18 protein-coding genes, 1 pseudogene and 1 riboswitch are annotated in these 19,517 nt (G+C 50.2%); of the genes and pseudogenes, 9 read left to right on the top strand and 10 right to left on the bottom strand.

Translation table 11 applies throughout. The annotated features are described in order from the left end of the window. Nucleotides 1-111: 111 nt before the first annotated feature. Nucleotides 112-215: riboswitch (TPP riboswitch) on the top strand. Nucleotides 216-322: 107 nt separating this feature from the next. Genes tenA through OXB_RS11205 form a run of 4 tightly spaced genes read left to right on the top strand, consistent with a single transcriptional unit; the run spans nucleotide 323 to nucleotide 3,462 of the window. Continuing rightward, nucleotides 323-1,015, top strand: coding sequence for a thiaminase II (gene tenA, locus OXB_RS11220; protein ID WP_041074351.1), 693 nt, complete (start codon nucleotides 323-325; stop codon nucleotides 1,013-1,015). Continuing rightward, nucleotides 1,002-1,751 carry an ABC transporter ATP-binding protein gene (locus tag OXB_RS11215; protein WP_041074349.1) on the top strand — a complete coding sequence of 250 codons (750 nt, stop codon included), beginning with the start codon at nucleotides 1,002-1,004 and terminating at the stop codon, nucleotides 1,749-1,751. Before tenA ends, OXB_RS11215 begins: the two co-directional genes overlap by 14 nt. Further along, nucleotides 1,748-2,488 carry an ABC transporter permease gene (locus OXB_RS11210; protein ID WP_041074347.1) on the top strand — a complete coding sequence of 247 codons (741 nt, stop codon included), beginning with the start codon at nucleotides 1,748-1,750 and terminating at the stop codon, nucleotides 2,486-2,488. The genes OXB_RS11215 and OXB_RS11210 overlap by 4 nt, the downstream gene beginning before the upstream one ends. Then, the gene (locus tag OXB_RS11205) at nucleotides 2,485-3,462 is read left to right on the top strand and encodes an ABC transporter substrate-binding protein (RefSeq protein WP_041074345.1); all 978 of its coding nucleotides are present in this window, start codon (nucleotides 2,485-2,487) and stop codon (nucleotides 3,460-3,462) included. The genes OXB_RS11210 and OXB_RS11205 overlap by 4 nt, the downstream gene beginning before the upstream one ends. Nucleotides 3,463-3,523: 61 nt before the next feature. On the opposite strand, the pseudogene abc-f reads toward OXB_RS11205, so the two are convergent. The 6 genes and pseudogenes from abc-f to OXB_RS11175 form a co-directional block, all read right to left on the bottom strand. After that, nucleotides 3,524-4,798, bottom strand: a pseudogene (gene abc-f / locus OXB_RS11200) (ribosomal protection-like ABC-F family protein); the annotation flags it as partial. A gap of 52 nt (nucleotides 4,799-4,850) precedes the next feature. Next, a complete protein-coding gene (locus OXB_RS19010) occupies nucleotides 4,851-5,216 on the bottom strand; it encodes a hypothetical protein (protein ID WP_162483947.1) in 366 nt (121 codons plus the stop codon). A 143-nt stretch (nucleotides 5,217-5,359) separates the two neighbouring features. Next, nucleotides 5,360-6,763 (bottom strand): SpoVR family protein, encoded by a 1,404-nt coding sequence (locus tag OXB_RS11190; RefSeq protein WP_041074341.1) that lies wholly within the window; start codon nucleotides 6,761-6,763, stop codon nucleotides 5,360-5,362. After that, nucleotides 6,760-7,932 (bottom strand): sporulation protein YhbH, encoded by a 1,173-nt coding sequence (gene yhbH / locus OXB_RS11185; protein ID WP_041076656.1) that lies wholly within the window; start codon nucleotides 7,930-7,932, stop codon nucleotides 6,760-6,762. Before yhbH ends, OXB_RS11190 begins: the two co-directional genes overlap by 4 nt. A 180-nt stretch (nucleotides 7,933-8,112) precedes the next feature. Further along, on the bottom strand, nucleotides 8,113-10,008 hold the full coding sequence (locus tag OXB_RS11180; protein ID WP_041074339.1) for a PrkA family serine protein kinase: 1,896 nt from the start codon (nucleotides 10,006-10,008) through the stop codon (nucleotides 8,113-8,115). Nucleotides 10,009-10,115: 107 nt separating this feature from the next. Beyond that, the gene (locus tag OXB_RS11175) at nucleotides 10,116-10,997 is read right to left on the bottom strand and encodes a LysR family transcriptional regulator (RefSeq protein WP_041074337.1); all 882 of its coding nucleotides are present in this window, start codon (nucleotides 10,995-10,997) and stop codon (nucleotides 10,116-10,118) included. Nucleotides 10,998-11,223: 226 nt separating this feature from the next. On the opposite strand from OXB_RS11175, the gene hutG reads away from it, so the two are divergent. Together hutG and gltS are read left to right on the top strand one after the other, a co-directional pair. After that, nucleotides 11,224-12,186: a formimidoylglutamase gene (hutG, locus tag OXB_RS11170; RefSeq protein ID WP_041074335.1), complete on the top strand. Its 963-nt coding sequence runs from the start codon at nucleotides 11,224-11,226 to the stop codon at nucleotides 12,184-12,186. Continuing rightward, nucleotides 12,183-13,373: a sodium/glutamate symporter gene (gene gltS, locus OXB_RS11165; protein ID WP_041074333.1), complete on the top strand. Its 1,191-nt coding sequence runs from the start codon at nucleotides 12,183-12,185 to the stop codon at nucleotides 13,371-13,373. The genes hutG and gltS overlap by 4 nt, the downstream gene beginning before the upstream one ends. 87 nt (nucleotides 13,374-13,460) lie before the next feature. Here gltS and OXB_RS11160 read toward each other — a convergent pair whose 3' ends face one another. Together OXB_RS11160 and OXB_RS11155 are read right to left on the bottom strand one after the other, a co-directional pair. Continuing rightward, complete coding sequence (locus OXB_RS11160) at nucleotides 13,461-13,901, bottom strand: cell wall hydrolase (RefSeq protein ID WP_041074331.1); 441 nt, start codon at nucleotides 13,899-13,901, stop codon at nucleotides 13,461-13,463. Between the two features lie 60 nt (nucleotides 13,902-13,961). Next, complete coding sequence (locus OXB_RS11155; protein ID WP_041074329.1) at nucleotides 13,962-14,597, bottom strand: metal-dependent hydrolase; 636 nt, start codon at nucleotides 14,595-14,597, stop codon at nucleotides 13,962-13,964. Between the two features lie 214 nt (nucleotides 14,598-14,811). On the opposite strand from OXB_RS11155, the gene OXB_RS11150 reads away from it, so the two are divergent. Both OXB_RS11150 and OXB_RS11145 read left to right on the top strand, forming a co-directional pair. Then, entirely contained in the window at nucleotides 14,812-15,606 is a 795-nt protein-coding gene (locus OXB_RS11150; protein WP_041074327.1) for a VLRF1 family aeRF1-type release factor, read from the top strand. A gap of 114 nt (nucleotides 15,607-15,720) precedes the next feature. After that, entirely contained in the window at nucleotides 15,721-15,924 is a 204-nt protein-coding gene (locus OXB_RS11145) for a YgaP family membrane protein (protein ID WP_052483986.1), read from the top strand. Between the two features lie 53 nt (nucleotides 15,925-15,977). On the opposite strand, the gene OXB_RS11140 is transcribed toward OXB_RS11145, so the two are convergent. Together OXB_RS11140 and OXB_RS19325 are read right to left on the bottom strand one after the other, a co-directional pair. Then, nucleotides 15,978-16,337, bottom strand: a complete 360-nt coding sequence (locus OXB_RS11140) for a hypothetical protein (protein WP_041074324.1) — start codon at nucleotides 16,335-16,337, stop codon at nucleotides 15,978-15,980. Between the two features lie 40 nt (nucleotides 16,338-16,377). After that, a complete protein-coding gene (locus OXB_RS19325) occupies nucleotides 16,378-16,506 on the bottom strand; it encodes a hypothetical protein (RefSeq protein WP_269447804.1) in 129 nt (42 codons plus the stop codon). Nucleotides 16,507-16,710: 204 nt separating this feature from the next. Here OXB_RS19325 and OXB_RS11135 point away from each other — a divergent pair, with 204 nt between their 5' ends. Continuing rightward, a complete protein-coding gene (locus tag OXB_RS11135) occupies nucleotides 16,711-19,452 on the top strand; it encodes an S-layer homology domain-containing protein (protein WP_041074322.1) in 2,742 nt (913 codons plus the stop codon). Nucleotides 19,453-19,517 lie beyond the last annotated feature (65 nt).

Genomic DNA, 19,517 nt, shown 5'->3' with positions numbered 1-19,517 from the left:
CGATGCAGCCATCCGCGCCCGATCCGATCGATGCGGAGGGCTGTTCCGATTTTACACTTATTTGACCTTTCAATCTCTATATGATTATAATAGGGCAAGCCAATTTCATAGATTCACCGCTAGGGGTGCTCGCAACGAGCTGAGAGAGGCATTCGCCTTAACCCTTATAACTTGAACCGGATCGTGCCGGCGTAAGGAAGAGGTGTTGAGAGGTATGATTCAGCCCGTCTGTGTACAGGTGCGTTTCCATAAGTCATCCATCCACTTCTTCTTCAAGAGGTGGATTTTTTATTTGGAAAAAAGTAAAAGGGGATGTTGAGAAATGAAATTCACAGATCGATTGCATGAGAAGACGTTGCCGATATGGAGGCAGAATCACGCGCATCCGTTTGTCCAGGGAATCGGGGAAGGCACATTGGATCCGGATAAATTCCGGTTCTATATGGTGCAGGACTATTTGTACCTAATGGATTACGCGAAAGTGTTTGCAATCGGTGCCGTGAAGGCGAGCGATCTGCAGACGATGGGACGATTCGCTTCTTTGTTGGACGGCACGCTGAATACGGAGATGGAACTCCATCGCAACTATGCGAAACGGTTCGGCATTTCCGAGGAGGAGCTGGAGTCCGCTCAGCCTTCCCCGATCGTGCTCGCGTACACCCACTATATGCTGCATGTCTGCCAGAACGGCACCGTGGCGGAAGTGGTTGCGGCGCTGCTGCCGTGCGCTTGGAGCTATTGGGAGATCGGGAAAGAGCTGAATGCCATTCCGGGGGCGGCGGATCATCCGCTATACGGAGATTGGATCCGCATGTACGCTTCCGAAGAATTCGGGGAACTGGCGTCTTGGTGCATCGAACTGATGGATCAGTATGCGGAAGGCAAGCCGGAGCATGAGCTGGAACGGTTGGAGGAAATCTTCTTGAATACGACCCGCTTTGAGTACATGTTCTGGGATATGGCAAATTCAAAACAGATGTGGCCCGGATCCGAAACCCGCCATGCTCAAGTTTGACGATGTTTCCTTCAGCTACGACGGTCAAGCGACTATTCTGGACCGTTTGAGCTTCCACGTGCACCCCGGTGAATTCATCTCGATTGTCGGGGTGAGCGGTTCGGGGAAAAGCACGCTGTTCCGGCTGGCAACGGGGCTTGCGGTCCCATCGGCCGGCCGGGTCGTTTTCAATGGAAAAGAAGACGAGCCGCTTCTTGGCAATGTCGGCTATATGCCGCAACAGGACTTGCTGTTGCCGTGGCGCACAATCGTAGAAAACGCCTCCCTTCCGCTCGAACTGGCGGGAATGAAAAAACGGGCGGCCCGTGAACGGGTTTTGCCTTTATTGGACCAATTTGGTCTCGGGGGGACGGATGATAAATACCCCGCTGAGCTTTCAGGCGGCATGAAACAGCGCGTCGCTTTTTTGCGTGCCGTCCTCTCCGGAAGCCCGCTCTTGTTGCTCGATGAACCGTTTTCCGCGCTTGACGCAATCACCCGTCTGGCGATGCAGGAATGGCTGCTCCGGCAATGGGACATGCAACAATCGACAATTCTGTTCATCACGCATGACGTGGAAGAAGCGCTTTTCCTGTCGGACCGGATTTTTATGCTCCAAAACCGGCCCGTCACTTCATTGGAGGAAATCGTCGTGCCATTACCGAGGCCCCGGACGCGAAAAGATTTGCATGAGCCTGCCATCTTGGCGCTCAAGGAGCAATTGCTGGAAAAGCTGAAAACCGAGGTGGCGCTATGAAAAACGCCTCTTCTGCCCTCATCGTCGTCATCCTGTTCAGCGTCTGGGAAGCGGGCGCCCGGCTGTTGGCGAAACCTTTCATCCTGCCGTCGCCGATGCAGATCGTCGTCCGGTTATGGGAGCTGAAGGAAGTGCTGCTCTTCAAGCATTTGCCTGTGACGTTTGCGGTCATTGTCATCGGGCTGTGCTTATCGATCGGCATGGGGACCGCGATGGCTGTTTGGATGCATGCCAAGCCGGCTGTGCAGAAAGCGGTCTATCCGTTGCTCATCGCTTCGCAGATGATTCCGGTCATCGCGCTCGCACCGATTTTCGTCCTCTGGTTCGGCTATACGATTTGGAGTAAAGTGGCCGTTGCGGTATTGATCACATTTTTCCCGATTACCGTGAACACCTTCGATGGGTTGGCGTCCGGGCAAAAAGAAGTCCGGGAATTATTCCGGACGATGGGGGCCGCGCCCCGGGATATTTTTTGGAAATATTCCGTGCCGGCCGCTCTCCCCCATTTCTTTTCAGGCCTGAAGATTGCGGTGACGTTGAGTGTCATCGGGGCGGCCATCGGGGAATGGCTCGGAGCGCAAGCGGGCCTCGGCTATTTCAGCCGGCGCATGATGACCCAGTTTGACGGGGCGGCTGTATTTGCCCCGATTCTCGTGTTGACGGGCATTGGAATTATATTATTCATAACTGTTTCATTCATTGAAAATCGTTTACTACAGTGGAGGTCTCGAAATTGAAAAAATGGATCGGGTTGTTCGCTAGCGTCATGCTCATGCTATTGCTAGGTGCATGCAGCGAAACGAAAGAGGAAAATCAAAAGGTCAGCATCATGTTGGATTGGTATCCGAACGCGGTGCATAGCTTTCTCTACATCGCGCAAGACAAAGGGTATTTTGAAGCGGAAGGGATTGAGCTGGACATCCAATTCCCGGCCAATCCGTCTGACCCGATCAACTTGGCGGCTGCCGGCAAAGTGACGCTCGGCATCACGTACCAGCCGGATGTGCTCATTGCGAAGACGGAGCAGTCCATTGGCATCAAATCCGTCGGGGCGCTTGTCCGTTCCCCATTGAACCATGTCGCTTTTCTAGGGAAGAGTGGCATTGCCAGCCCGAAGGATTTGGAAGGCAAGACTGTCGGGTATACGGGAATTCCGTTGAATGAAGCGATGCTCGAGACGATGATGACGACGGATGGCGCCGATTTCGGCAAAGTGGATATGGTCGACGTCGGCTTTGAGCTCAATTCCTCTTTGATTTCCGAGAAGGCGGATGCCGTCATTGGCGCGTATATTAACCACGAAGTGCCGCTTCTGGAGCATGAGGGCTTTTCGACAGGGTATATCGATCCGACTGATTACGGCGTCCCGTCATTTTATGAACTCGTGGTCGTGACGAGCGATGAGACGTGGGAAAAGGAGCAGGACAACATCCGGGCGTTCTGGCGGGCCGCTGGCAAGGCATTTGCCGATATGGAAAACGATCCGGAAGAAGCTTTGGCGACTTTATTGAAACATCAAGATGAAGCGAACTTCCCGCTTGTGGAAGAAGTGGAACGGGAATCCCTGTCCATCCTCCTTCCGAAAATGAAAGCACCGCAGACATTCGGAGAACAGGATGCGGAAACATGGAAAGTGATGGCGGATTGGATGCTGGAGACGGGGCTGTTGACCAAGGACCCTGATCTGGATGGAATTTTTGAAGAAATGTAATCGTAAAGAGCCGCAGCTACTCAATGCTGCGGCCTTTTTTCTAGAGGACTTTCAATAATCTTCATCCGTCCAGTTCCCTTTTTTCTTTCAATAGCTTTTGGAATTCGTGTTCCAGCTCCGGTGAGGGCTCTATGCTTAAGCGGCTCAATACATCAGAAATTTTCGTTTCCAACAGCAACCGCCGATCCTGATCAGTGCCTTGCGACGGGGCCGGCATGTTCTGATAGTGATGCCAATCCCCTTCGAATACTTCCATTTCTTGATTGCGGATGACGACAATCCGGTTAGCCACCTCCTCTATGAAGCGCCGATCATGGGAAGCGAAGATTACGCTGCCTGCATAGTCTTTCAGTAGGGATTCCAATGCTTCCACGGCTGCGGTATCCAAGAAATTCGTCGGTTCATCTAATATCAGTGTATTGCAATCACTTAAAAAGAGTTTAGCGAGTGCAACCTTCACCCGCTCCCCACCGCTCAATACGTGGACCGGCTTATGGACGTCCTCTCCAAAAAAGTGCATTCTCGCAAGGCCTGTCCGGATGAGCGTTTCATCTTGCTTCGAAGAGGACTGGACATTGTCGATGATCGTTTTTTCTACATCCAGAATAGTTACATGTTGGCTGAAATAACCCCATTCCACGGAAGGTGAAAAGAGCAGACCGGGATCTTGCTGAACGAGCTTTCGGAGAAACGTTGTTTTTCCACTGCCATTCGGGCCGACAATCGCCAATTTATCCCCGCCACGGACGTAAAAACCCGTTTTCTTCCAAAGAAGCCGATCTCCTATTTTCCCTTCTACATTCTCGATTCGGAGAATGATCCGATCTTTGAAGTTTTCTTCATTGACTACATCCATTTTCAGTGGGGCGGTTTCCTTCCTCTTCTCTACCTTCTCCAGCTTTTCCAGTCGCGTTTCAATCGCTTTCGCAGTTTTTTGCAGCTTCTTTTGTTTTTTGGCGAAGTACGGTTTGACGCCAGTTATCCTTGCTTCGGAGGAACTTATTTTCTTCGGTGCTTTCGTGGCTCGTTCCGCTTTCTTCTCTTTCAGCTTCTGGGCATCTTCCAACTGCTTTTTCTTCTTTTCATATTTTTCATAGGCGGCCTGATGTTGTTGCCGAGCGACCTTTTTCTGCTCCATATAGTCGCTATAGTTTCCGGTATATTCGGTTATCGCGCCATCTTGGATTTCCCAAATTTTCGTACAAAGGGCATCTAAAAAAGCGCGATCATGCGAGACGATGAGCAAGGCTCCTTGCCATTCACCGAACTTCTTTTCCAACCATTCAATATGATCGGTATCCAAATGGGTGGTAGGTTCATCAGCTAGAAGGAGTTCCGGATGGACAACACAAAAAATCGCTCCAACTCGGCAACCAGAAAGAAATTGGTTATCCCCCATTCGAACTTTTGTCGTCATGTACATAAAAGGTAGCAACTGCATTGACAATCGCAAGGGAGAAAACACTTACATAACTCATGATCTCTTTCAGTGCGGAAAAAACAGGCTTCGGTAAATAAAATCTTTTAAAAATAAAGGTGTAGAGAAAGATCATCAGGCCCATTGTAAAAATGGCTGGCGCCGTAAAAATGAATAACGTCCAAAAAATATCGGTAGTATTATTCCCATAATACGCTATATGTATAGCCATACAGCCAAGGAGTGCCATTATAAAAATACATAACATGACCCCGAAAAAGATTAATAGGAATCCGAAACAGTCCGGTCTCACTTTAGGGATTTCTTCAAAGTCCACGCTCCTCTTCCTTTCTCCGCCTATCCATTTATCCCTCATTATACCTTTTATCCCAGCACACGGAAAACAAAAGGGCGGAAACGCTTTCCTCTGAAATAGCCAGTCAACGATTCTAAATCGTCAACTGGCTACATTTTCACTCCTCACGCTTCCTTCGTCCGACGGTACACTTTCCGTCCATCGTAAGAGTAGACGATCGGCTTTTCGTTGACGATCGTTTCCAGATGGACAATCCGGCCCCATAGTTGATGGAGGTACGGGAGGACGTTTTCCAAATAAGGCAGGTCGAGTTCAGTCGCTTCGTACTGGTGCCTCAAGTATAATTCACCGTTGCGCAAATAGTCTCCATCCTCGACGACGATGTACGGGAAGCCGCCGTTGACGCGCATCGATACGAGACGGTCGCGGATTTCCTCGAAATCCTTCGTGCTGATTTTATATTCGGCGCCTTGCTTCTGGAAAATATACAGATCCTCCTGCTCGATCAATTCCTTCGTCAGGTAATTGCGGATGAACGAGCTGTCCGATTCCACTTCGCGGACGTCATACAGCATGCGCCGGCCGGAACCGGGTCGGACCCCGAATTTCTGCAATTCTTCCGAAGGGTTATCATACCGTTTTTCAATGTCCTCGAAAATTTTCAGCCCGAGGTAGTACGGGTTGATCGACGTCGGGGATGGCTGGATGACGCTGGCATTCAACTTCGCGAATTCCAATGTCTCCGACGGGGTCAAATCCATCTCCCTCAGAATTCGCTGATGCCAATAGGTCGCCCAGCCTTCATTCATGATCTTCGTCTCGAGCTGCGGCCAGAAATACAACATTTCCTCCCGCAGCATCGTCAGAATATCCCGCTGCCACTCGTCGAGTTCCCGGCTATGTTCCAAGATGAAAAGCAGAATGTCTTTTTCCGGCTCCAACGGAATTTTCAGCCGTTTGGACGCGGCCGGCTTCTTTGCCTTTTCGCTTCCATTCAAATTCCACAAATCATCGTACGGCGTTTTCCGTGGAGCCGACGCATCCTCCGACTCTTCTTCCCGCGGCTTTCGCCTCATGAGCGTCGGATCAACATGCTCCTGGACGGCGAGCACCGCATCGAGGAAGCGTTCCACCTTTTCCTTCCCATGAATCAATTCATAATCCGCAATCCGCTCGGCCGTCGCTGCCATGCTTTCGACCATATCCCGCCTCGTGTTAGAGAAACGGACGTTGTTCTTGAAGAAATCGCAGTGGGCGAGAACGTGGGCGACGATCATCTTATTCTGAATCAAACTATTCGTATCAAGCAGAAAGGCGTAGCACGGATCGGAGTTAATGACGAGTTCATAGATTTTGCTGAGTCCGAGGTCGTATTGGAGCTTCATCTTATGGAATTGCTTTCCGAAGCTCCAATGGGTGAACCGGGTCGGCATGCCGTAAGCGCCGAATGTGTAAATGATTTCCGCCGGGCAGATCTCGTAGCGCATCGGATAGAAATCGAGGCCGAACCCCGTCGCGATTTCCGTGATTTCGTCAATGGCGCGAGACAGCTCCAAATGGTCCGTCAATCCGTTCCCCCCTCCGCCGTTTTTTTGAAGAAACTTTTCAACGCGTGGTAGACATCCTGTTTTTCCTTCAATATATAATGTCGGAATTTCGGATGCTCAATCGTCTTGAACGCGGACATCATCGTTGAGTAGCGGCGATGTTCGTTCACTTCTCCATAGCCGAACATATTGCACATCTTCATCAGCTCATCGACGAGCTCCAAGCACAGCTTATTATCATTGGACATATTCTCCCCGTCCGAGAAATGGAAAGGGTAAATATTATAGCGTGACGGATTGTATTTTTCTTCGATCAATTGCAGCGCCTTGAGGTAGGCAGAGGAACATTTCGTCCCGCCGCTTTGCCCCTTCGTGAAGAATTGTTCCTCCGTCACGACGCTCGCTTCGATATGGTGAGCGATGAATTCGATCTCCACCGACTGGTATTGCGACCGCAAAAACTTCGTCATCCAATAGAAGAAACTCCGGGCGATGCTTTTTTCGAAGTTGCCCATCGAACCGCTCGTATCCATCATTGCAAGGACGACCGCTTTCGACTCGGGCTTTTGCACATCATCCCACGTCTTGAATCGCAGATCATCGTTATGGATCGGCGAGATGACCGCGCTGCCGAGCAACGCATTGCGCTTGATGGCGGAAAGAATGGTCCGCTTCTTATCGATATTGCCGATCAGCCCTTTTTTCCGGATATCATTGAATTCGATCTTCTCCGTCGTGCTATCGGCCTGTTCCCGCTCTTCGAGATCCGGCAACGCCATTTCGTCGAATAGAAGCTGTTCCAGCTCGGCGATGGACACTTCGGCTTCGTAATAATCCTGACCCGGCTTATCCCCCGCTTCTTTCCCTTCGCCGGGACCCTCCCCCGCTTTTTTCGACCCATCCTTCGCAACGACATCGCCGACTTGGCTGTCACCGCTCCCTTGCCCGACATGCTTCGATTTGTCATGGTTGTAGCGGATCTTATATTCATCCAAGGAGCGGATCGGAATTTTAATGATGTCGCTGCCATCCGACATGATGATGCTTTCTTCACTGATCAAATCCGGCAAGTTTTTCTGGATCGCTTCCTTCACTTTGTCCATATGCCGTTTTTGATCTTGAAAGCCTTTCCGATGGAGGGACCAGTTTTCCTGTGAGACGACAAAACGGTCATTGTGCTTTTCATCCATTTTATCCACACCCATCTATCATCCGATTGTATTTAGTACCTTATCCTATGCACTGTAGAAGCGTTTCTTGACGGCTCGTCACATCAAGTTATGAAAAAACAAGACTTCGGACAAACAGTCTTGTTTTTCCCCCCATATGGAATAAAGGTCTTATTGCTGACATGAAGTACTTATCTGTAATTATCGATTCAACAAGCTTCCCACGTAACGAAGCAGTTCGTTGGCAGAGGTTGAGTTGTAGCCGTATTCGTCGATGAGCCGGGCGACGACTTCGTTGATCTTCTTCAATTGCGATTCGTCCGGCGTGGCGGTCGATGTCGTGATTTTGACGACGTCTTTCAAGTCGGCGAACAGCTTTTTCTGGATCGCTTCGCGCAGGCGGTCATGTGATCGGTAATCAAACCGCTGCCCTTTCCTCGCATAGGCGGAGATCCGGATGAGGATTTCTTCCCGGAACGACTTTTTCGCGTTTTCGGAGACGCCGATCTGTTCCTCGATCGAGCGCATAAGCTTTTCGTCCGGGTTCATCTCTTCCCCTGTCAACGGATCGCGGATCTTGTTTTTATTGCAGAATGCTTCGACGTTATCAAGATAATTGTCCATGAGCGTCTTCGCGGATTCTTCATACGAATAGACGAACGCCTTCTGGACTTCCTTCTTCGCCATTTCGTCGTATTCCCGGCGGGCGATGCCGATATAGTTCAAGTAGTTCTCCCGGTCTTCCTTCGAAATGGATGCATGCTGGTCCAATCCGTCCTTCAATGAACGGAGCACGTCGAGCGCATTGATGGACGGCACTTCCTTGCGGATGATGGCGGACGAGATCCGGTTGATGACATAGCGCGGATCGATGCCGGACATCCCTTCGTCCTGGTATTCTTTCTTCAATTCCTCGACGTCGACGCGGTTGAACCCTTCCACGCTTTCGCCATCATATAACCGCATTTTCTTCAATATATCGATGCCTTGCTTCTTCGACACTTTCAATCTTGTTAACACGGAGAAGATTGCCGCCACCCGCAGCGCATGCGGGGCGATGTGGACATGAGACATATCGCTCTCCCGGATCATCTTTTCATAGATACGCTCTTCCTGGCTCACTTTCAAGTTGTACGGGATCGGAATGACGATGATCCGCGAGTGAAGCGCTTCGTTCTTTTTATTCGCAATGAAGGACCGGTACTCCGTCTCATTCGTATGGGCCACGATAAGCTCATCCGCACTGATCAGGGCGAAGCGGCCCGCTTTGAAGTTCCCTTCCTGGGTCAACGACAGCAAATGCCAGAGGAACTTTTCATCGAGCTTCAACATTTCCTGGAACTCCATGATACCGCGGTTCGCTTTGTTCAGCTCGCCGTCGAACCGGTAGGCGCGCGGGTCCGACTCCGAACCGTATTCCGCGATGGTCGAGAAGTCGATGCTGCCCGTCAAGTCGGCGATGTCCTGCGATTTTGGATCGGACGGGGTGAAAGTCCCGATGCCGACACGCCGATCCTCCGAAAAGAGGATCCGCTCGATCATGACATCCTCGATGCGCCCGCCATACTCCTGTTCCAACCGCATCGTATTGAGCGGCGACAAGCTGCCTTCGATCCGGATGCCATACTCCTCGTAAAACTCTTCCCGCAACTCCGGAGGAATCAAATGCAGCGGATCTTCATGCATCGGGCAGCCTTTAATGGCATAGACCGCCCCTTCGTCCGTCTTCGAATACTGTTCCAGCCCTCGTTTCAATAACGTCACAATCGTCGACTTCCCGCCGCTGACCGGCCCCATGAGCAACAATATCCGTTTCCGTACATCCAACCGCTTGGCCGCCGGATGGAAATACTCTTCCACGAGACGGTCGACCGCCTCTTCCAGCCCGAAAATTTCCTTACTGAAAAAATGATGCTCCCGATGCCCTTCTTTTTCCGTGGTGCCCGCATTTTTAATCATATGATAGACACGCGAGTGAGCAGTTTGGGCCACTTCTTTCCTTGCTTTGACAATCTCCAGATATTCCGCGAACGTCCCTTCCCACTTTAAGCTGTTTTCTTCTTCCCGATAACTTCTCAATCTGTGTAAGATGTCCAATATCTCCCCTCCAGTTAGGGTTTGATTTATACAACGTATGCGCGGAGGGGGTTGGTGATACCGAAAATATAAGATGAACATGCAAAGTCTGCTTTTCGCCCTTGCTCTCACTCGAAAAATCGGATGATCTTATCGAGAAACGAGCGGATGGCCGGAGCCATGTACCGATTTTTCATATACGTCAAATACACAGGGCGACTCAATGGAGGCGAGGAGATCACCTGATGGAGGAGATGAGTTCCATCCCGATCTGCCAAGTAATTTTCCGGAATGATTGACACCCCGAGATTTTCATGGATAAGGCTCAACGCCGTTTCAAACCGCTCGACTTCGTATTTGATGTGCACATCGAGATTTTCTGACGCAAACGCCGCTAACACATCCTTCCTCGTCTGGAACCCTTCACTGGTGATGATGAAAGGTTCCTGCTGCAAATCCTGCAGACGGATTGATTTCTTTGACGCCAACGGATGGGTTTCGTGAAGGACGAGAACGAGCGCTTCCTTATAGAGCGGATAGGTCAGGATATCCGGTTCATCGATCAGCTGGTTCGTGATGACGGCGTGGGTTTCATATTGACGCAAGGAACGCTTCACGTCCTCCCCGCTCAGCTCCTCCTTCAGCAATAACTGCATACCGGGAAATTCGTTCTCATACTGACGGATCACTTTCGGAATCCAATGCTTGACCGATTCAATCATCCCGATGCGCAGCTCCCCATTTCCCGTAAGCCTCACTTCCTGCATTTCCTTTTCCACGATCTTCATTTCCAATAAAATCCGCAAAGCCCGTTTATAGAGGATCTTTCCGGACTCCGTCAAGTCGAGGTTCCGGGTACTCCGTTCCAGAATTCGAAAGCCGACCTCCTCTTCCAGATTTTTAATGGCATTGCTAAGGGAAGGTTGGGATATATGAAGCTTTTGCGCCGCCTTCGAAAAGCTCATCTGCTCAACAACCGTAACGAAATACGTCAATTGCCTAAGGTCCAATTTGATTCCCGCCTTTTATTTATAGTTATAAGCTATCGTTTGATAATAATTATATATTAGAGTTTATAAACATGTCCCTATATAATGAATCTCAAGAAACAAATATAGCCACTGGCAAAATGTTTGCCGCGTGAAGTAAACGCTTTCTTCGAATGCCGGCGGGCTTTCCCATAACAAGATCTTATATATTTTATTTTCAGCATCTTCAGAAAGGACGTTGATAGCAATGTTACGCAAAGTGGATCAAACCATTTGGTCGGGTCGTACAGATCATCTTATAAATCGGGCGAGTTTCCGCTACCATCAGATCATCGAGTTCGGAGATCTTCCACAAGAAGACGCTTCCACTGCCACTTGTGCACTGATCGGATTTGAATGTGAAGAAGGGGTGCACCGCAACAAGGGACGGCTTGGCGCAGCTTCAGCCCCCGATGCGCTGCGGGGGGAACTTGCAAAATTGCCGTGGCGGATGGATGAGGAGAAACGGGTGATCGACCTCGGAAATCTCCAATGCCAAGGAAATCAATTGGAGGAAGCCCAACGTGACTTGGGGGATGTAGTAGCCGAGGTCCTCTCAACAGGCGCCGTTCCCATCATTCTCGGCGGGGGGCATGAAACGGCATATGGTCATTATTTAGGAGTCCGCAAGTTTATCGGCAACACGGCAACGCTTGGAATCATCAACATCGACGCCCATTTCGATATGCGTTCCTACGACGAGCAACCGTCATCCGGGACGATGTTCAGACAGATTTTGGAACAGGACCCGAAAAGCGATTATTTCGTACTGGGCATTCAACGGTTCGGCAATACACAGGAGCTGTTCGATAAAGCGGACGAACTAGGTGCCACGTATTTGTATGAAGAAGAGTTAACGGAGCGTTCCATGAAAGAGTCCGTGCAAGCGATTGAAGCATTCATGGCCAAGCATGATTATATTATGCTGACACTCTGCACGGACGTCTTGAATGCCGCTTTTGCACCCGGCGTCAGCGCCCCTTCCCCGTTCGGATTGGATCCTTCGATCGTCCGAACGATCATCCGCACCGTCACTTCCAAAGAAAATGCACTTTCATTTGATATTTCGGAAGTGAATCCAGCGGTGGATGAAAACGGTCGCACGGTGAAATTGGGCGCCTATTTGGCAAATGAAGCCATTACCACTTTTTTAGGGGGGAATAAAAAATGACAATCGAGCTGAATCAAGTCACGACCATCTTCCTCGCCATCGCCTTATTGGTGCTGGGCAGGTTGTTAGTAAAAAAAGTCGGGGTTTTGCAGAAATTCTGCATCCCGGCACCCGTCGTCGGCGGTTTGTTGTTCGCCATTCTAGCGACTATTTTAAAATCGCTCGGGCTGTTGGATTTCACATTGGATACATCGCTGCAAAGTTTGTTCATGTTGACCTTTTTCACGACGGTCGGGCTCGGTGCCAGTTTCAAACTGGTGAAACTGGGCGGGAAGCTGCTCATCATTTATTGGCTGGCTTGTGGATTTTTGGCCTTGGCTCAAAACGTCATCGGCGTCTCGATGGCTTCGCTCTTTGATATTCACCCGCTCATCGGAATGATGGCTGGAGCAGTATCGATGGAAGGCGGGCACGGGGCTGCAACCGCTTTCGGGCAAACCCTCGAAGAGCTTGGCATTGAGTCCGCCTTGTCCGTCGGGATTGCGGCCGCTACATTCGGGCTCGTCGCAGGGGGGCTCGTCGGCGGGCCGATCGTCCGTTTCCTCATTTCAAAATATGATTTGAAACCGACGGAAACCGAAGAAGTGGACGGCTTCTCGGTCGAGAAAGACGAACCGGAAATCGGGACGAACACGTTCTTCACGCAAATCTTGCTGATCACGCTTTGTATGGCACTCGGAACGTACTTGGGAGATTTATTCTCCACAACAACCGGATTTGTCCTGCCTGGCTATGTCGGGGCGATGTTCGTTGCGGTAATTGTTCGGAATGTCGTGGATAAAATGAATCCACGAGCCATCCATATGAAAAGCATCGGGCTCGTCGGCGATATTACATTAGGCATTTTCCTATCCATGGCGCTCATGAGCATCAAGCTATGGGAGGTTGCGGGACTCGCCCTTCCATTGATCATCATCGTCCTTGTCCAAGTGCTATTCATCGTCCTCTTCGGCATTTTCGTCCTATTCCGCCTACTCGGCAAGAATTACGACGCTGCCGTCATGGTGGCGGGATTCGCGGGACACGGGTTGGGCGCCACCCCGAACGCCATGGCGAATATGGCAGCGGTCACTGAACGGTTCGGACCTTCGAGAAAAGCCTATCTCGTTGTGCCGATCGTCGGCGCATTCCTGATCGACGTCTTCGCCATGCCGATCATCATCACGACTATCAATCTATTTCAATGAAAAAGAGTGCCGAATCGTCTTGGATTCGGCACTCTTTTCTATTTCATAACTTCCCACTTTCATCATGCAACGACAAGATGCTGAATTCTACCTCATATACACCCCTTCACAAGTGTCCGGGGCGGGTTCATAAAAGCAATGGCTTTTGAATTGGCCGCTAAACGGTTGGCCGTACCAGGTGGGCGGGCATGGTCCGTATGGGTTGAAATACCAAAGAGCATATTTCGCCGGGTGTTCCCTCCAATAATCCAACGTCTGCCTGGCGAGCCGTCTCTCCGTTTCCCTCGCTCTTTGATAGAACATATTGCCTTTTTGCACCGCTTCGAACGAGTAATTTCCCCCTTGGATTTGAAAAATGACGTCTTCAATCGTCCGCAGATCACGGAAGTCCAAACAATTCGCCACGAGACGGTTCACGATGACATTGCCGACATATAACATCCCTTGCTTGCCTTCCCCCTCGGCTTCCGCCCGCATCATCCTTGCCATCAAATCCACATCTGCATTCCGGTAGTTCGCTCTTGCCATTTTTATCACCCCACCCACATCATATGAAAAAATTTGCGGAGGAGTCCTTATTCCGATGAATTAAAATTCTTTATTCCAAATCGGCGCAAAAAGTTTAACTCCTCTTCGATTCATCGGCAAGAGCTTCATATCGGCGATCAAATGACTCGCATATCCTGCCATGCCGGCCAAATACAAGCCTTCCAGCTGCAAATCCGCTTCCGCCATCCGCAAGATCAGTGCGAAAAAGCCAAAGCCTAATAAGGAATGGGTGTAGGAGCGATGCGGAAGAAAGGAGGCGAGGACGACGAACAGCCCGAATAATACAAGCCATGTCCGGTCGAGCGCCACTCCCCCGAGGATGACACCGACGCCCGTCAATGTCAGCATCCGCTTTTGGGTGATGACAGCCGATAATATCAGCATCCCGATGCCAAGCCCGAGCTGTTTAAGCGATAGCGATCCCGTCCCTTGAAAGAATTGATACACCGCGTAGCAAACGACGCCGACGCCCATGAGCAACAATGGTGTTTTCACTTTTTTCTTCGATATCGTCACGGCATTGCTCGCCAACCCGTTCGTATCCAAATCGGGCACCAACCCTGCCGCCCCGCCCACGGAAGCACAGATGGCGAGCGTCAGCGAATCGGCATCGAGATAGAGCCCTGCGCCTGCCCCCGCTATTGCCCCGATCAGTACATGTGAAGTGCCTTTCATTTTACCAGTCCAATCTAATGTAATGAAACCTTTACTAGTGTACCAAACTGGTGCTCGGGTGGAATAGGACTCTTGTAGCTTTCTGCGAGGGACCGGAATATAAAGGGCGGTCGATGATTATGATGGGATAGCCGAGCATCATTTTACACGTTTCAACCTAAGTGCAATTGGGTAAAAGGAAAAGAGAGTATAGGATGAGGAGGTTGAAGAGTATATGACATTGAGCAAGGAACTTCAAGCCTTACAAGATTTCCATTGTGTCGATCGATGCGTGTTAACTGTGTATTTGAATACGAACCCGGCGGATCCCGAACAAACGAACGGGGCTTGGAAAATCCAATTGAAAAACGGGTTGAAACGGATTCAGGAGTATTTGCAGGCTTCCAAAGACGCCAAGGAATTGAAAGCGTACAAGCAACTGCGAGCGAAAGTGGAAAAAGAAATCGAAAACAATCAAAACGACTTGCATAAAGGAGTCGTTATTTTTGCGTCGTCAAACCCGGAGTTGTGGTCGGTCCATTACGTCCAGGTGCCGGTGAAAACGAATTTCTACTGGGAAACGCACCCTGAAACCGAACAATTGGAATACATGTTGAAAGCGTATCCGGAAGCGGGCATCGTCTTGCCGAGCTTCGGAGAAATCCGCATTTTGGACACAGCAATGGGATTCATCCATGATGAAAAGACATACGAATTCGACTCCGGTTTGCAAGTGTGGCGGGAGCAAAAAGGACTGAACCCTTCCAGGAACCGCGGAACCGGCGGCAGCCACGTCGATGATCTCGATCAGCGGCTGAAACAGAACTTGGAACGGTTTTTCAAGGAGATGGGACTTGTCGTCGAGAAGATGAAAAAGGACCGTGGCTGGAAGGAAGTCCATATCGCCGGCGAAGCGGAATGGGCGAATTCCTTTTCGAAAGTGTTGCGAGACAAACCGCAAAGCTGCCTTTATAAGAATTTGATCAATGTCGAGCCTACTAAAGTGCTTCAACAAGTGTTTGAACAATAGTCACGATCCATTCCGGACGGGGATGCAGAGATGCGCCCTGCCCGGAATTTTATTTGTTTATCGATCCTCTTATGGGGAATTCTTTAGGGAAAGACCAGAAAGGAGTTTGACAACATGAAACAGAACATCGGAACGGTCAATGCTTTGATCCGGATTACGGGCGGCCTGACGTTGCTCGCCTGGTCCACCGCTAAAATGTCTTGGGAAAAGCCATCCGGCCAGCAATTGATTTGGTCCATGGTCGGCGCGATGAAAGTCGCGGAAGGGATGACGCGCTATTGCCCGATGACGGACATGCTTGGATTGGACCAGAAGTGAAGCATGGGGACCCCCTTTTCCGAGTTTACGGTTGGGACGGGGTCCCATATTAATTATTTTGCAAGCTCCGTGCTTCTTTCAACTAATCGTGCGTGGATGGCCGATAATTCGCTGATGTCCTTCACTTCGATCAGCACTTCCCCGCCTTCTTTGGAATTCGGCTTGTAAAATAATTTTGGCATTATCTTCTGCATCGCTTCCATATCTGCGATTACCTGTTGATAGAGGAGCTTCTCTTCCTCCGTGAATTCCCCGGTTTGCCCGTGTTTCTCTTTCAACCCCGACATCATGTCGATGAGCTGGTGAGCGATCGGCTTCAAGATTTCCTGACCCGTCGCAGTGTCAATGACGGTTGCATGGATTTCCATATCGTCGAGATGTCCGATTGCATCCGTCAGCGCATCCCTATTCAATTCCTTCTGTTGAATGATCTCTTCTGAAAGATTCCAATAATTATAAAGCGAATCCTACAACGCTCTCCAATCTCATCCGATAATCCTTTCCGTCCTTGTCCGTCATCAGCCATGCCCCGATCAGCAGCAATGGAAAAGCGATCATCAGATACCCGTAAATGTTTTTCACTTCTATCACTCTTTCATTCATTCTTATTGGAATCGGGACGCGAAATGCAAAGAATAGGTTGCAATTCACGGCAGGTCGCTTCGTAATTTCGACCTATTTTCAACATTCGAAGATTACTAGCTTGTCCTATGGGTATAGAGATAGGTAGGGCGATTGCTCTTATCTTTCATACTTCTACTATACTTAGAGGAGGACATCAAGTATATGACAAATCAATCGAAAACATCTCGAACATTCATGGTGGGTGTCGCGACAGCGGCATTGGCGGCGACGGCGGTCGCTCCAATTGCCAGCGCGGCCAGTTTTTCAGATACGGTCGGCAATACGCATGAGCAAGCGATCAATGCACTTGTCGAAGCCGGCATCATCGGCGGCTATCCGGATGGCACATTCCAACCGAACCGCATGTTGACGCGTTCCGACGTCGTCAAGATGATGGGGAAATGGCTCGTTTCCTTAGGGTACGAGGTGCCGTCCGACTATAAGACGAATCCCCGTTTCACCGACTTGACGACGAGAACGAACGACGAACTGTTGAAGTATTCGGCGCTCGTCAAGGACAACCGCGTATTCGGCGGATATGAAGATGGTTCATTGGGACCAAGTAAGCCGATCACGCGGGAAAACATGGCGATCGTCCTCGTGCGTGCTTACGATGCCATCCATAAAACTGATCTGGTTTCCTATGTGGGAGATCAAACGTTCAATCGTGATGTGACGGACATGGCGAAAGCAAAGGCGGAAGCCCGCCCATCCATCGATGTGCTCGATTATTTCAATATTACCGGGGTCTCTGAATTCATGCCGAAGAACTCGACGACCCGCGGCCAATTCGCCTCCTTCCTATTCAAGGCGTCCAGATTGGAAGCACCCGACCAAAACTTGGACAAGGAAGCACCGAAGTTGATTTATACGGGAGAAAAGAACATTGAGCTGGCAAAAGGCGCTGCGTTCACCATCCCGACCGTGACGGCGACGGATAATGAAGATGAAGAAGTGAAGGTTGAGACGATCATCACGAACGAGGACGGCGAACGTCTGACCGGCATTGATACTACTATTCCAGGAACTTATAAGATTACTTACGGCGCTGAAGACAAGGCGGGCAACAATGCGGAGCAATTGGTCATCACCGTCATGGTCAAAGCACCGGCGACACCGGCTGTCGACAAAGTGACCGCCCTCAACGCGAAGAAAATCCAAGTCCAATTCAATCGGGAAGTCGATAAGGAAACCGCCGAGAAGGCGACTACGTACGGCTTCATCGGCTTACCAGACCAAACGAAAGTGGAAGCGATCGAGCTGCAACCCGATGAAAAAACTGTCGTCCTGACACTGAATAACGCCTTACCGAACAATTCGGAGTACAGCATCACTGTCCGTGCGGTTCCGACGAAAGCGGATAAGGATGTAAGCACGGCGCTCTTTACACAGACTCTCTCCTTCAGTGACACGGCGCGGCCGACGTTCCAAAACGTCACTTACCCGCAAGCGGGCACAGCATTGCTGAACTTCTCGGAGGAATTAAGCACATTGGGCAATGTGAAGGTCTATCAAGGGAATACGCAAGTTTCAAACGTGACCGCGACCCAGACAACGGATAATACCGGTATCCGCCTCACCGGTTTACAGGCGAACCGCGACTACCGGGTCGTCCTCACCGGAGCAGCCGATTGGAGCGGCAACATCATCAACCCGAACCCGACGGAAGTGACCGTCCACTCGACCGTCACGGATACGACGAAACCGGAAATCGTTTCGATGCAAGCGACAGGTTTGAATACATTGAAAGTGCGGTTCAGTGAGCCGTTGCAGACAATTGCGACGGACAAATATGTAGACGTCTCCGGTGTGGGGCAGCTGGCGAATTCGAAACAGACATGGGATGCAGCAACGAATACGGTGACCGTGACGATTGATCCGGTGGCAAGCGGCGGCGTACGGGCTGTCACGGTCTCGAACTACAAAGACCTCGTCGGCAACGTCGGGGACTCCGTGCAGCGCAACGTCACCTTCAGCGATATCGTCCCTGCCATCGATCGGACGGAAGTCGTCCGGGAAGGCGATGACACCTTTGTGGAATTGACGTTTAACCGGAATATGACAGCGGTGAATACGATCCCTCAAATTACCGGTACTATAGTGACCCCTGATAATATCCGCAAGAATATCACAATTGCGGGCAGCGATGTAACAGCAAACAACAATGTCGTCCGCTTGAAAGTGAACAATCAGGAAATGGGAACCTACACGCTCTCCCTTCCGAAAGGTACATTCGATCCTGCCTTGGCGAATGATTTACCGGTCAACTTCACGCTGACCGCACAAACCGATACAACGGCACCGCAAGTTGATGGCAATCCGGTCATCACCAATAATAAAGTGACGGTCAAATACGATCGACCGATGGGACAATCGGCTTTGAACATCAATAACTATACTGTCGATGGAAATAGAATCTTCACAAACGCCATCTTCAGCAATAATGATCAAACCGTGGAACTTACGTTGCGTCCTGACAGCATTTCAACTGTAGGGGATCGCACACTGAGGATCAGCTCGGACGTCCGAAGCAAAAGTGGAGTTGCTTTGCCGGCTTATAGCAGGAATTTTGAATTTGTAAAAAATACCGCACCAGTCCTTCAATCAGCTGCCTTCCAAGGCGACAATTCGGTTGTTTTGACGTTCAATGAAAACATTGAAACATCGAATTCCATCGCTGGACTTGAATTACTAGCAAATAATCGGGTTGTTGAAGGGACCATTGCTACCGCTTCAGGGCCGAGTAATCAAGTAGTCATCAAGATGCCAAACGGCAATGCCTTGGTGACGCCTGGTGAATTTGATGATTCCACCTTTACGGTGAACGTCAAAGCTGATAATTCCGTCACAGACATCCATGGAAATAAATTGACGGGCGGCATCAGCGTAAGCGTTAGTAAATGAGCCCTATCCCCTCTTCTTTTTGTTGGAAGAGGGGTTTTTGCTTGTGCTTTAGTAAGGAGGTGAGA

The organism is Bacillus sp. OxB-1 (genome assembly GCF_000829195.1).
GTDB lineage: Bacteria > Bacillota > Bacilli > Bacillales_A > Planococcaceae > Sporosarcina.
Note: the sequence above shows the minus strand (reverse complement) of the source record. Positions and strands in the feature narration are given on the sequence as shown.